This window comes from Acidaminococcus sp. AM05-11 (assembly GCF_003472805.1).
GTDB classification, from domain to species: domain Bacteria; phylum Bacillota; class Negativicutes; order Acidaminococcales; family Acidaminococcaceae; genus Acidaminococcus; species Acidaminococcus hominis.
Genome location: NZ_QRMX01000006.1, coordinates 87371 through 101280, shown reverse-complemented (window position 1 = coordinate 101280; position 13910 = coordinate 87371). Strand labels below are relative to the sequence as shown.

At 52.8% G+C, this 13910-nt stretch carries 9 protein-coding genes and 1 pseudogene; 1 reads left to right on the top strand and 9 read right to left on the bottom strand.

The features are described from left to right. Positions 1-45: 45 nt before the first annotated feature. The gene (locus tag DW089_RS05285) at positions 46-1119 is read left to right on the top strand and encodes a low specificity L-threonine aldolase (RefSeq protein WP_118286900.1); all 1074 of its coding nucleotides are present in this window, start codon (positions 46-48) and stop codon (positions 1117-1119) included. A 308-nt stretch (positions 1120-1427) separates the two neighbouring features. Here the strand turns inward: DW089_RS05285 and DW089_RS05280 are convergent, their stop codons facing one another. The 9 genes and pseudogenes from DW089_RS05280 to DW089_RS05240 form a co-directional block, all read right to left on the bottom strand. Next, the gene (locus DW089_RS05280; RefSeq protein ID WP_105326990.1) at positions 1428-2675 is read right to left on the bottom strand and encodes an S-layer homology domain-containing protein; all 1248 of its coding nucleotides are present in this window, start codon (positions 2673-2675) and stop codon (positions 1428-1430) included. 322 nt (positions 2676-2997) lie between these two features. Beyond that, positions 2998-4050 (bottom strand): hypothetical protein, encoded by a 1053-nt coding sequence (locus DW089_RS05275; RefSeq protein WP_118286899.1) that lies wholly within the window; start codon positions 4048-4050, stop codon positions 2998-3000. Positions 4051-4311: 261 nt separating this feature from the next. Beyond that, positions 4312-5862 (bottom strand): M20/M25/M40 family metallo-hydrolase, encoded by a 1551-nt coding sequence (locus DW089_RS05270; protein WP_118286898.1) that lies wholly within the window; start codon positions 5860-5862, stop codon positions 4312-4314. Between the two features lie 240 nt (positions 5863-6102). Beyond that, on the bottom strand, positions 6103-7374 hold the full coding sequence (locus DW089_RS05265) for an S-layer homology domain-containing protein (RefSeq protein WP_118286897.1): 1272 nt from the start codon (positions 7372-7374) through the stop codon (positions 6103-6105). Between the two features lie 326 nt (positions 7375-7700). Further along, positions 7701-8976, bottom strand: a pseudogene (locus tag DW089_RS05260) (S-layer homology domain-containing protein). Positions 8977-9285: 309 nt separating this feature from the next. Then, positions 9286-10542 carry an S-layer homology domain-containing protein gene (locus tag DW089_RS05255; RefSeq protein ID WP_118286896.1) on the bottom strand — a complete coding sequence of 419 codons (1257 nt, stop codon included), beginning with the start codon at positions 10540-10542 and terminating at the stop codon, positions 9286-9288. Positions 10543-10825: 283 nt separating this feature from the next. Continuing rightward, positions 10826-11248 (bottom strand): pre-16S rRNA-processing nuclease YqgF, encoded by a 423-nt coding sequence (locus DW089_RS05250; RefSeq protein WP_118286895.1) that lies wholly within the window; start codon positions 11246-11248, stop codon positions 10826-10828. After that, positions 11248-12441 carry a DUF3084 domain-containing protein gene (locus DW089_RS05245; RefSeq protein ID WP_118286894.1) on the bottom strand — a complete coding sequence of 398 codons (1194 nt, stop codon included), beginning with the start codon at positions 12439-12441 and terminating at the stop codon, positions 11248-11250. Before DW089_RS05245 ends, DW089_RS05250 begins: the two co-directional genes overlap by 1 nt. A 369-nt stretch (positions 12442-12810) precedes the next feature. Continuing rightward, on the bottom strand, positions 12811-13902 hold the full coding sequence (locus tag DW089_RS05240; protein ID WP_118286893.1) for an LptF/LptG family permease: 1092 nt from the start codon (positions 13900-13902) through the stop codon (positions 12811-12813). Positions 13903-13910: the final 8 nt, after the last annotated feature.

Here is a 13910-nt window from a genome sequence, read left to right as displayed (position 1 = left end):
TAAAATTAATTTGACCCTAAGCCTGTCAAGAAACGAGGAGATAATATGGAAAACCAAAAACTGTATTTTGCCAGCGATTACCAGGAAGGGGCCCATCCGGCCATCCTGCAGCGGCTGCTGGATACCAATCTGCTGAAAACCCCGGGCTACGGCACGGACGCAATCTGTGAGTCTGCCCGGGAGCGAATCCGGAAGGCCTGCGGCACCCCTAGCGCAGCCATCCATTTTGTCAGCGGCGGCACCCAGGCCAATGCAGCCGTAATTGGTGCTGTACTCCGGCCCTACCAGGGCGTCATTTCTGCTGACAGCGGCCACGTCAGCGTACACGAAGCCGGTGCCATTGAGGCAGGCGGCCACAAAGTCCTGGCCATTCCCTCTGAAGAAGGGAAAATTTCCGCCGCCGGAGTTGCCCTGTGCCTGGCGGACTACGAGCAGGACGGCAACCGGGACCATATGGTGATGCCGGGGATGGTCTACCTGTCCCACCCCAACGAATTTGGCGTGCTGTACTCCCTGGAAGAATTAGAGGCCATCAGCCAGGTATGCCGGGAACACCACATTCCCCTGTTTGTGGACGGAGCCCGTCTGGCCTACGCCTTGGCCTGCCCGGAAAATGACGTGACCCTGGCAGACCTGGGCCGACTGTGCGACGTATTCTACATTGGCGGCACCAAATGCGGCGCCCTGCTGGGCGAAGCCATTGTCCTCCCCAATCCGGACCTGATTCCCCATTTCTTCACCATCATCAAGCAGGACGGTGCACTCCTGGCCAAGGGCCGGGTACTGGGCATCCAATTTGACGAGCTGCTGAAGGACGACCTGTACCTGCATATTGGGGAAAGCGCCATCACCTATGCCCGGCAAATCAAGAAAGCTCTGGTGGACGCTGGGTATGAACTAGTCTTTGATTCCCCCACCAACCAGATTTTCTTCATCATTGACAATGGGAAAATGGAAAAACTGGGCCAATACGCCGTGTACAACTTCGGCGAAAAATATGATGGGTCCCACTCCATCATCCGCTTCTGCACCAGCTGGGCCACCACCCAGGAAGACACGGACAAACTGTGCCAGGTAATTAAGGACAGGGTAACACAAAGCCGCCAGCAAAATCGCTGACGGCTTTTGTATTGTAGGGAAAAGCAAATTACCAGCATGTTAGATTATCCAGCTTTCATGCGGCTTCTCCAGACTTACTGATTCTGTTCCAACGCAAAAAGCATGTTACCAGCATGTTAGATTTTCCAGCTTTCATGCGGCTTCTCCCGACTTACCGGCTCTTTTCCAATGCAAAAAGCATGTTACCAGCATGTTAAATTTCTTGGTCCTGCCTCTCACACAAAAAAGACGAAGAACCGGTTTCCTCCTTTTCAGAAGGATTCCCGTTCTTCGTCTTTTGTTTCAGCTTAGCAGCTGAGAAGTGCTGCTTAGAAGGTTACTACCATTTGAGACCACAGGGTGCGGGCGTGTTGTCCGTCATAGGTGCCGCCTTTGCTCTTCAGATCATAGTATTCCACTTGGGCTACCATGTTCTTGGCCAGGGTCAGGTTGCCGCCTACTTGATAGCCTTTGAAGCCGTTGGCATCGAAGACATCGTAAGCGCCATCCATGGTGTGGGCAATGTAGGTTGCGCCGCCTTGGTCGTAGTATTTGGCAAACAGGCCCCAGGTGCCGGGTTTGGCAGCTTCTGCGCCTTTGTAGTTCAGGCTGATGACGTAGCCGTCATCATCGCCGTTGGCCTTATCCACGGAGTCATTGTCGCCCTTCAGGTACATAGCACCCAGGCTGGCATCCCCAAAGTTATAGTTGGCTGCAGCCGTCCAGATCTTGTCATCACCGGTCATCCAGGTGGTGTTGATGTCGTCGGCTTTCAGGTAGGCAGCTTCCAGGTTCAATTTGCCGATGTCCCCGCCCAGAGTAGCTTGGACGAATTTGTCGCCTACGCCCTGTCTGGTGCCGTCAGTGGACCAGGAATAGGTGGAAGCGTTGCCCATTTTGCCGTAGGTAGCAGCCAGGTAGGTTTGGCCAAATTTCACTTTGGCGTTTACTGCATCTACCCGGTCATCGTACACGTTGCCGTCGCTGTAGTAGGTGTCGTAACGGCCGGCAGTTACGTTGACTACACCGATGTTGCCGGTGAGATAAGCCCGTTGGAAATCGGTGTCATCATTGCCGGATTCGTTTTGACCATCAAATACTTGGTTGTTTTCAATCATAGCAACGTAGTTCCAGTTGTCATTTACATCGCCGGTGAAGAACAGACGGGTACGCAGTTTGGTGGCATCGGATTTACCGTAATCACCAGTGGTATGAACGTTGCTCAGACGAACGTTACCGGTAATCTTCACATTGTCCGCATTGCGTTCCAGTTTGGCTACGCGCACGCCCAGATTGTCCAGTTCGTCAGCGAATTCGCTGACCAGTCTGTCATCAGCGCCGATAGCGCCTTTGGCCAGGGCCTTGGCCACGATTTGGGCCATTTCATAACGGGTCATGGTGCGTTCACCTTTGAAGGTGCCATCAGGGTAGCCGTCAACAATACCAGCAGCTGCCAGTTTGGCTACAGCGCCGTAGGCCCAGGAGCCTGCGGGCACATCGGAGAAGGGGTTGGCCGCAAAGGCAGTGGCGCTTACGCCCAGAGCCATGGCCATGGCAAATACCAGGGATTTTTTCATGGGAATTCCTCCTTGAATGGTTTGGCCTGCATTGCCCTTCCTCCCGCGAGTCGCCTTGTTTCCTCTGTTCGGTCCGGCAGCTGCAAAGCCAAAGTTTGACAGAAATTTGTCTTTTTCAATTCTATCACAGAAAGAAATTTCCGGACAATTTTTTAGCTATTTTTTTGATTTTGCGGTACTTTTAGGCGAAGTAACCTCTAAAAATTGTATAAAAAGCTACAGTTCATCCACTTTATGCTTTTTATTAATTGTTTTTGTTTTTTAAATTACTTTTCTGCATAACAAAAAGGAGCTATTCCGAACGATAGCTCCTTTTACCTATTTAGAAAGTGACCACCATTTGCGACCACAGGGTCCGGGCATGCTGGCCTTCCTGGCCGTTGCCCTTCCCTTGGAGATCATAATATTCCACCTGGGCCACCATATTCTTGGCCAGGGTCAAATTGCCGCCCACCATATAGCCGGTAAAGCCCTGGGGCTCAAAGGCGCTGTAGGCTCCATTCAGGGTACGGGAAAGATAGGCAGTGCCGCCCTGGTCGTAGTAATTGCCAAAAAGGCCCCAACTGCCGGTTTTGGCCGCCTCTGCGCCTTTGTAGCGCAGGTTGATGACGTAGCCCTCGTCACTAGCGCCAGGTTCAGCTGCGGAATCGCTGCCGCCTTTCAGATACATTCCGCCCACGCTCACAGGCCCAAAGTGATAGGCGGCGCCTGCTGTCCAAAGGGTATCTTCTTCTGGAACCCAGGGGGCAGTCTGGGGCGAAGCTTTCAGGTACTGGGCCTCCAGGCTCAGGCTGCCAAGGGTGCCGCCCAAGGCAGCGCCGGTGAAGCCGTCCTCTGTGGCTGTTTTGCCTTCTGTTTGGGCGGTCCAGCCAGAGACCGGCTGCCCCGCCCTGCTGCCGAAGGCCGCCAGGTAGGTTTGACCAAACTGCACTTTGGCGTTCTCTGTCCCTAAAAACCAGGGCCGGAGCTGCGGGGCCGTTTCCCCGTCCAATTTGCCCTGCTCCACGTTGGGGCGCAAAGCACCTTCCCTGAGGCTGCTGGTAGTTTTGCCGCTTCCAGCAGGCCGTTCCGGCAGGGGCATCCGGGCGCCCAGCAGGTCCAGTTCCTGGGCAAATTCCCGGACCAGCCTGTTATCTGCACCGATGGTTCCTTGGGCCAATGCTTTTGCCACGATTTGGGCCATTTCGTAACGGGTCTCAGGATACTTTCCCGGGAAGGTGCCAGTCGATTCTCTGCTCTCCAGGCCAGCCGCCAATTTTGCTACAGCGCCATAGGCCCAGGAACCTTTAGGCACATCGGAAAATGGGTTCACTGCATAGGCATTGGAACTGATGCCCAATGCCAAAACCATAGTAAGAACGCTTTGCTTCTTCATGACCCATTCCCCCTTCAAGTTTCCTGATACGCACTCCTGGCAGCAGAAGCTGTTCTATAAATGTGACAAAATCATGTCCTAACTGTATTGTAGCATATTATGACAATAATTTTCACATTAAATTTATTTCTGCATAATTTCTATAATTTTGTACATGAATAGCGCACATAGGTATGTTTTACTAACACCTATGTGCGTTTTAAAGCGACTTATGCAAGATATGAATCTTTTTATTGCAGGAGTTTTACGTTTTACTGCCTTTTATTCAGCCGTCTCTGCCATATAGGCCAAAACCCTCTCCAGCAGCTGGGGCAGGGTAACAGAAACGCTTTCCACATTCACCCGCTCGGTGCGCTGGTGGAGATCCACACCCCAGGGCCCCAGCAGCAAAAAGGGAATCTGCAGCTGGGCAATGGCCGGAAAATCAAAGGAATAGGCCTTCCCCCACAGGGGCATATTCTTTGCCAGGACCTTCCCGTCCAGTGTAGGATCTACGCAGCAGTAGCTGCAATCGGACACCCCATTAAAGTAAGGGTCAAAGCGCAGGGGCGTCAGCTGGGTGAGGGTTTTACAAAGTCCGGCAAAGTCCTCCTTGGCCACGGTCTTGCTGTTGGCCGCCGGGTAATAGGGAGGAGCAAAACTGAGCAGCACCAGGGGCTGGGTAAAGCCCGTAAAGTCCAAAACGGCTTCCAAAACAGCAATGGTTTCCTGGGCATAGCTGGACTTTCCCTGCTGCAGCTTGGCAAAACTGTCCGCCAGCAGCTTTTCGTAAAAGGCAGAAAAGCCCGGCAAGTTTTGGGCCCGTTCCAGCAGCTGGGCACTGGTGAGCACTTCCATGGAAAGGCCGTTGTTCACCTGGGCCAGGGCTTCCTGGGCAGCCTGCTGTGCAGTTTCCGTTAAAAGGGCCAGCAGGTCTTCCGGAGTCTTGGTATACGTCAGGAAATTGGCACAGGCCATCACCCTTTGGGGCGTGGACACGTCGTACACTTCCTTCCGGTCTCTCAGGTACACCCAGGCAGGGGGCGGCGTGCTTTCCCCTTCCCAGGTATCGGCCAGGGCCGGGTTTCCTTCGGTAGCGGCAATGATCCGGGCCATCACCCCCAAGGGGTTCACCCCCTGGCGGTAGGAGCCCACATGAACGGACTTGCCCTGGACCAGCACTACCGGCAGCAGCTTGCCCACGGACCCGGTAAAAGCCACCAGTTTACCAGCTTCCTTTTCATCGGGTTCGCAGTTGATGGCCGCCCGGTATTTCAGGCCAAATTGCTGCTGAAGCTGCCGGAGAGCCGGCAGTGCCGCACGCATCCCTGCGGAATAGGCTTCCTCATCGGGGAGGGACACAAAGAGAAGGCCAACGTCTCCCCCGCCCTGCTTGGCATAGGCTTCCAGCACAGCCAGCTGGGCCGCTGCCCCGCCCTTCATATCGGCGGAGCCCCGGCCGGGCAGCCATTCCCCACTTTGGAGGTCCGCCAGGACGGCAGGATCCGTTTCCGTTGCCAAAAGGCCCTGGAGCAGCTGATCCGGCGTACAGGCCAAAGGCCGCAGTGCGCCATAGATTTCCGTACTGACCACATCGTGGTGGTTCAGAAAAATTACCGTATCCGGCTTTTTCCCTGGCAGCAGGCCGCAGATTACCGCCCAGCCCTGGGCATCCTCCGGTACCGGAAAGGTATGGAGCTGGACGCCATGCCCCATTTTGCCAATTACCTCAGTCAGATATTGTTCTGCCGCGGCTTCTTTTGCCGTTCCCGTTTCACTTTCTATGGCCATCAGCTCCCGGAGGAGGGTAAGCACCCGTTCTTTCTCTACCATTGCACATTCCCCTTTCGGACAAATTGAGTTAGGAAAATAACTGTCTTCCAGTATACACAGCCTGGGCAGTATTGTACAGGTTTTTCATGCATTTTCTTGTATATTTATCCGCACTGTAGCAGTTGGTACAAAGCAAGGCTTTACAGGCACTGGCTTCTAAAAGTATTCGTTTGAGATTAAACAAGATAAAAAAAGAAGACGATTTCCGAGGAAATCGTCTTCTTAACAGTTCTAAAGGAATTAGAACGTAACAACCATTTGAGACCACAGGGTACGAGCGTGTTTGTCGCTGTCGCCTTTGCTCTTCAGGTCATACCATTCAACAGTAGCTACCATGTTCTTAGCCAGGGTCAGGTTGCCGCCGACCATATAGCCTTTGAAACCGTTAGCATCAAACTTATCGTATGCACCGTTCATGGTATGAGCGATGTAGGTAGCAACGCCTTGGTCATAGTACTTGCCGTACAGGCCCCAAGAACCAGCTTTAGCAGCGGAAGCACCTTTGTAGCCCAGGGTTACAACGTAGCCGTCGTCATCGCCATCTTTATCGTCAACGTAGTCGTTGTCGCCTTTCAGGTACATAGCGCCCAGTTTGAAGTCGCCGGTGTTGTAGGTAGCAGCAGCGGTCCAAATGGTGTCATCGCCAGTCATCCAAGCGGTGTTAACATCGTTGGCTTTCAGGTATTGGGCTTCCAGATTCAGTTTGCCGATATCGCCGCCCAAGGTAGCTTGTACAAAGGTGTCAGCAACGCCTTCATGAGTAGCATCTACCCAGTTACGTTTGTTCGGATCAGGCAGTTTGGACCAAGAATAGGTGGAAGAATTAGCCATTTTACCATAGGTAGCGCCCAGGTAAGCTTTGCCCATCTTTACGTTAGCGTTAACAGCATCTTGCCGAGTATCGTAGATGTTGCCATCGCCGTAGTAGCCTTGGAAACGGCCGCCGGTCAGGTTTACAACGCCGATGTTACCGGTCAGGTAAGCACGTTGGAAATCGGTGTCATCATCACCGGATTCGTTTTCGCCATTGAATACTTGGTTGTTTTCCAACATAGCAACGTAATGCCAGTTGTCGTTTACTTCGCCGGTGAAGAACAGACGGGTACGCAGTTTAGAAGTATCGGATTTACCGTAATCGCCAGTGGTACGAGCATCGCTCAGACGAACGTTACCGGTAATCTTTACCATGTCAGCGTTCTTTTCCAGTTTGGCTACGCGAACGCCCAGGTTGTCCAGTTCGTCAGCGAATTCGCTAACCAGTCTGTCATCAGCGCCGATAGCGCCTTTAGCCAGAGCTTTGGCAACGATTTGAGCCATTTCATAACGGGTCATGGTGCGTTCACCTTTGAAGGTGCCATCAGGATAGCCGTCAACAATACCAGCAGCAGCCAGTTTGGCTACAGCGCCGTAGGCCCAAGAGCCAGCGGGTACATCGGAGAAGGGGTTAGCAGCAAAAGCGGTAGCGCTTACGCCCAGAGCCATTGCCATTGCAAAAACCAGAGACTTTTTCATGTGAATTCCTCCTTAGGAAATCAGAGAGGATTCCGTCCTGGAAGCTTTCCACCGATCTGTACCGCGAGTATCCTTGTTTCCTCTGGTCTATCCATGGTCCGCTGCCACTAGGAATCGTATTTGGTTTTGTGACAACCTTTTGTCACGTGCCTATTTTAACACAACTATTTTGCACCATGCAACCACTAATATGAGTAATCGCAAATGTGAGAAAAATTAGCTGTGATGTTAAATAAATTGCAAACCCGCATTCTGCCTAGGCAAAAGGCACAAAAAAAGGCGATTCCCCAAAGGGAATCGTCTTTGAAAACTTTTTGTAAACTTGCTTAGAACGTTACAACCATTTGAGACCACAGAGTCCGTACATGCTTGCCTTCGTCGGTGCCGCCTTTGCCCTTCAGGTCGTAGAATTCAACGGTGGTCACCATGTTCTTGGCCAGAGCCAGGTTGCCGCCCACCATGTAGCCTTTAAAGCCGGAAGCACCAAATTCACCGTATTCACCACTCATGGTGTGCTGGATATAGGTGGCTGCGCCTTGGTCATAGTACTTGCCGTACAGGCCCCAAGAACCAGGTTTGGAAGCTTTAGCACCTTTGAAGCCCAGGGTGATTACGTAGCCGTCATCATCGCCGTCCGCTTTGTCAACAGGAATCGTTGTCACCTTTCAGGTACATACCACCCAGCTGGAAGTCGCCAGTATTGTAGGTAGCAGCAGCGGTCCAGATGGTGTCATCACCGGTCATCCAGTCCAGGTTCAGGTCATTGGCTTTCAGGTATTGGGCTTCCAGGTTCAGTTTGCCAATATTGCCGCCCAAGGTAGCTTGTACGAATTTATCGCCAACGCCCTTGTGAGTACCATCCACAAAACCAGAATCAGCAGCAGGTTTGGCAGTCCAGGAATAGGTGGAAGCATTGGCCATTTTACCGTAGGTAGCACCCAGGTAAGCCTGACCCATCTTTACGTTGGCATTTACCGCATCCACACGGGTATCATAGATGTTGCCATCACCATAGTAACCGCTGTAACGGCCAGCGGTGATGTTTACCACACCCAGGTTACCGGTCAGGTAAGCACGCTGGAAGTCTGCGTCATCGTTGCCGGATTCGTTCCCGCCATCGAAGTATTGGTTGTTTTCAATCATGGACACATAGTGCCAGTTGTCGTTCACTTCGCCAGTGAAGAACAGACGGGTACGCAGCCGAGAATTGTCATATTTGCCCAGGTCACCGGTGGTGTGTTCGTTGCTGATACGGACTTGACCGGTAATTTTTACCATGTCAGCGTTCTTTTCCAGTTTGGCAACGCGAACGCCCAGGTTGTCCAGCTCGTCAGCGAATTCGCTGACCAGTCTGTCATCAGCGCCGATAGCGCCTTTAGCCAGAGCTTTGGCAACGATTTGTGCCATTTCATAACGGGTCATGGTGCGATCACCTTTGAAGGTGCCGTCAGGATAGCCGTCAACAATGCCAGCAGCAGCCAGTTTGGCTACAGCGCCGTAGGCCCAAGAGCCAGCCGGAACATCAGAGAAGGGGTTAGCAGCAAAAGCAGTAGCGCTTACGCCCAGAGCCATTGCCATAGCAAAAACCAAAGACTTTTTCATGTGTACTCCTCCTTAGGAATTCATGGAAATTCCCCGTTAAAAGCTTTCTCTGGAGGTGTGCCGCGAGTCACCTTGTTTCCTCTGGTCCATCCAGGGTCCGCCCTTATAAGGGAATCGGTTGGTTTTATGACAACTCTATGTCATGACACTATATTACCATATTATTTTTCATTTTTTCAATACTTGTATGTAATTATTTCATAATTGAGTATTTTTTAATGAACATTGTATTCTAAGCACTCCAATCCAATAGCTATAACAAAAAAAGACGACTCCCACAAGGGGAATCGTCTTGAAGTGTTTGTGAAATTAGAAGGTTACAACCATCTGAGACCACAGGGTACGTGCGTGTTGTCCGTCGGTGTCGCCGCCTTTGCCTTTCAGATCATAGTACTGCACTTCAGCAACCATGTTCTTGGCCAGGGTTACGTTGCCGCCAACCTGATAACCTTTGAAGCCGTCAGCGCTGAACTTGTTGTATACGCCGTTCATGGTGTGGTTGATGTAGGTTGCGCCGCCCTGATCGTAGTATTTAGCGAACAGGCCCCAAGAACCAGGTTTGCTGGCTTGTGCACCCTTGTAGCCCAGGGTTGCTACCCAGCCATCATCGTCGCCGTTTTTATCATCAACGTAGTCGTTGTCGCCTTTCAGGTACATAGCGCCCAGTTTGAAGTCGCCGGTGTTGTAGGTAGCAGCAGCGGTCCAAATGGTGTCATCGCCAGTCATCCAAGCGGTGTTAACATCGTTGGCTTTCAGGTATTGGGCTTCCAGATTCAGTTTGCCGATATCGCCGCCCAAGGTAGCTTGTACAAAGGTGTCAGCAACTGCTTCATCCTTGTCGTCATCAGCAGTCCAGCTGTAGTCGGAGGGGTTAGCCATCTTACCATAGGTAGCGCCCAAGTAAGCTTGGCCCATCTTTACGTTGGCGTTTACACCATCGATACGGCTATCGTAGATGTTGCCATCGCCATAGTAGCCTTGGAAACGACCGCCAGTCAGGTTGACCACACCGATGTTGCCGGTCAGGTAAGCGCGCTGGAAGTCCGTGTCGTCATCCCCGGATTCATGGTCGCCAGCAAAATGTTGGTTGTTTTCCAGCATGGATACGTAATGCCAGTTGTCGTTGACTTCACCAGTCAGGAACAGACGGGTACGCAGCCGAGCATCGTCAGCAGCTTTGCTGCCTACGGCACCGCTGTTGTCAGCGTAGCTCAGACGAACGTTGCCGGTAATCTTTACGTTGTCAGCGTTCTTTTCCAGTTTGGCAACCCGAACACCCAGGTTGTCCAGTTCGTCAGCGAATTCGCTGACCAGTCTGTCATCAGCGCCGATAGCGCCTTTGGCCAGAGCCTTGGCTACGATTTGAGCCATTTCATAACGGGTCATCAGATGATCGCCTTTGAAGGTGCCATCAGGATAGCCGTCAACAATACCAGCAGCAGCCAGTTTGGCAACTGCGCCGTAAGCCCAGTGGCCTGCGGGAACATCGGAGAACGGGTTGGCTGCGAAAGCAGTAGCGCTTACGCCTAGAGCCATAGCCATTGCAAAAACTAACGTTTTTTTCATGATTAAAATCTCCCTTTGTGTCAATGTATCCACCCCAAAGGTTAGGCTTCCGGTTTCTCCGCAATCCCTACGTGGCGAGTATCCTTGTTTCCTCTACGTGTACATTGCAAAGCATCCAGCCGCTGCTCCCCAGGAGGACCAATGGTGAATTTCTTCACGCTTTTAGTGTAGCACGCAGAAGAAAATAAGTCAAAAGAATAGGTGTTTTTCCACAAAAAAGTCACAGTATGTCTAGCTTTATGTCATGACTAATGAGTCAATTTGTGACCATTTGGTTAAATTTTCATGAACTTGACATACTTTTGCCACAAAGATACCGTTTTACCAATACCGCCGCTGCCAGTCCATCTATTGCGGACGGTGTACTTCTAAGTGCCCGGGGCACCAGCCGTCCCAGCCCCTTGGCTGGGTGCAGCTCTTTGTACAGCTCCTTGGCCTCTTGGGTTGAATTATATTCATCAATCACCACCAGGGGCAGCTGGGGAAAATGGGTCTTTACCTGCTGGCGCATGGTCTCCGAGGTGGTGCCGTCGCCCATGATGCAGGCGGCGGGCTGGGTCCCTGCCAGAAAGCCCTCCAAAGCGTCAAAAAAGCCCTGGGTGGGCAGGATTGCCTGCCGCACCAGGGTGCCGTCATCTAAAACCAGGGCGGCCCCGGTCTTATCCCGACCGGGGTCAATGCCTAAATATGCTTTTTTTCCACTCATTATTGGTCTGCTCCTATACTTTTTACATCCAGATCCAAGAGAACCGGACCTGCCACCGTAATGTCCTGGCGGGCTTTGGCCGTAATGGAAACCCGGCCGCCCAGCCGGGAAATCTTCTCGCTGGCTTCCGACAGCTCCGTGCTGGTAATGGCGCCTACGTCCCCGGTAATGGGGTTGGGAATCACGCCGTCGGCCTGGGCCGTGCGGTTCACATCCTTCAGGAAGGCCATCAGAGCCAGGTCTGCTTCACTGCTGTAGGGCTTTACGGTAATGGCCTGGGTAAGAATCAGGGTCCCTTCCGGATACACCACTTTGTCCCCTACCATTTCCAGCCGGCTGACCACCATTTCGCCGGAAAGAATATTGCCGGCAGCACAAAGGCGCACATACATATTCCCCTTATGCTGGGAAAGAGTACTGGCGGCACTGTCCACGGCCTCCCGGCTGAGCCAAATAACCTGGGTTTCTGGCTGGACTCCAATACGGCCTGCCACTTGGGTATTGGCCTCCCCTAAAAACTTCTCTAAAGCCAATTTTGTAGCTTCTGGGCCATCTCCGCCCTTGAGGACCCCGGAGTACAGGATTTCCCCGGACCGGAAGGCTACGTTGCCTTCCCGGATGGCTACCAGACCCTGCCGCAGCCGTTTGGTGGCGTCTTCCAGGTCCTTCACATCCTGCTGGAGCTGATCCCGGGCTGCTTCTGCCTGGGCCACCTGCTGTTCTGCGGTTTTCAACCGCTCACTGGCCTCATTGTACTGCTCCTGCATCTGGCTCAGGTCCTGCTGGGCCTGGGCCATTTGGGCCTCTGCCTGGGCCTTTTGCCGGCGGGCCTCGTCCGCTGCAGCAGTGGCTTCGGCAATTTTCGTATCCAGTTCCTTAATCTGGGCGCTTTGGGCCGACAGTTCGGCGTTGGCCTTATCCCGGCTGGCGGTCAGGCTGGCCAGTTCCGCCCGGATTTGTTTCATGCCAAAGAGGGCCGTGCGCACCTCCTTGGAACTGATGGTCAGTACCGTCATGGTCAGGGCGGCAACCAAAATACCGCTGGCAATGGTCATGACCACCGAGGTATCGTGAGGGCGCAGACCGAATAACCGCAGTCTTTTTTTGCCGATTTTACTCCCCAGTTTATCTCCCAAATAGGCAATGAGTCCGCCCATCAGGGCAAGCACCAGGATCAACGTGATGCCCAGCATACTGCTCCCTCCCCTTTCTGTTTTTATGCATTCGATAATTATTATATCATAAACCGTCCCCAGGAACACGTAGTTGAACTTCAATGGGATTGTGCGATCAAGGGACCTGAAGTGATGTGATGCCGGGTATCCCCTCTCAGTGGTTCGTTTTTAATATCAGTGCGGTCGGCAGGGGCTAGTACTGATGCCGGGTTTTGAGAAGCAACCACGGAAAATTTGCCCGTGGGCAAATTTTTGCTGCAGAAAACTCGTATTAGTTGGTGCGGTCTGCGGAGTGTAGAGGATAAATGTGAAAAATGCCAAATACCTTGCGAACTGCTTTCCGTTCGCAAGGTATTTGGCATCACGTCACAGGTTTTGTTTCTAAAGTTATAAATTGTCTTTCTTCCAGATCATCCAGCACCCGCAGACCCCGCAGAGCAGGTTGGGCACGATGGCCGCCAGGAGTGGCGGAATCACGCCGCCCTGACCCAGGCCGGTCATAAAGGTCATGATGGAATAATAGACGAAAATAATCACTACGGAGAAGCCCAGGCCCATGGAAGCGCCGGTACGCTGGGACTGCATGCCCAGGGGCACCCCAATCAGGGCAAAGAAGAAGCTGGCCAGGGGCACGGTAAACCGGCTGTACATTTCCATGACGTACTTGCTGGTGGGCATGTACTGGCGCTGGAGAATGCCAATGTACATCTTCAGTTCCCCAATGGTCATTTCATCCGGGTCTTTCTGGTCCAAAGTGATGGTCTTGGGCGTTTCGGTAATGGGCAGCACCTGCTTGTCAAAATTCATGGTGCGGGTGACGCCGTCTTTGCCGGTCAGGTCGGTAATCGTGCCGTTTTCCATAATCCAGGCACCGTCAATCCATTTGGCTGCCGGGGTCTTTTGGATCCGGACCACGTTGCCCTTATCCCAATCCTCAATGGTGATGTCCTTCATCATGCCGGCCTTTTCGTCAAAGGTCCGGGCATAGGTCAGGCGCACCAGCTGGCCCTTGGACACCTGCTTAATCAGCACGTGGTCCTGGGTCCGGGGCTTGGTGTCCCGCTTGATTTCCTGGTTGACAATCCGTTCGTATTCCGTCTTGGAGGGCGGAACCACCTTTTCGGCCCACACCACGGAAAACAGGCTGACAATGAAGCCGGCTGCCAGGATGGGGGCGGCAATCCGGCGGAAGCTGAGGCCGCCGCTGCGCATAGCCGTAATTTCACTGTTGCCGGACAGCTGACCCATGGTCAGCAGGGAAGCCAGCAGCATGGACATGGGGAAGGTGTAGTTGATGACTTCCGGCATCAGGCACAGAAACAGCCTAAACAGGGAGCCGTAGGAGGCTCCGTACTGGGTAATGTACTGGGTTACCCGAAACAGGAAGGAACTGGCCACGAAAATGGTGGAAAAAGCAGCAACCCCGAAGAAAAAGGGCTGCAGCATCTGTTTTAAAATGTACTTGTCTAATATCCGCATAGGCCTTG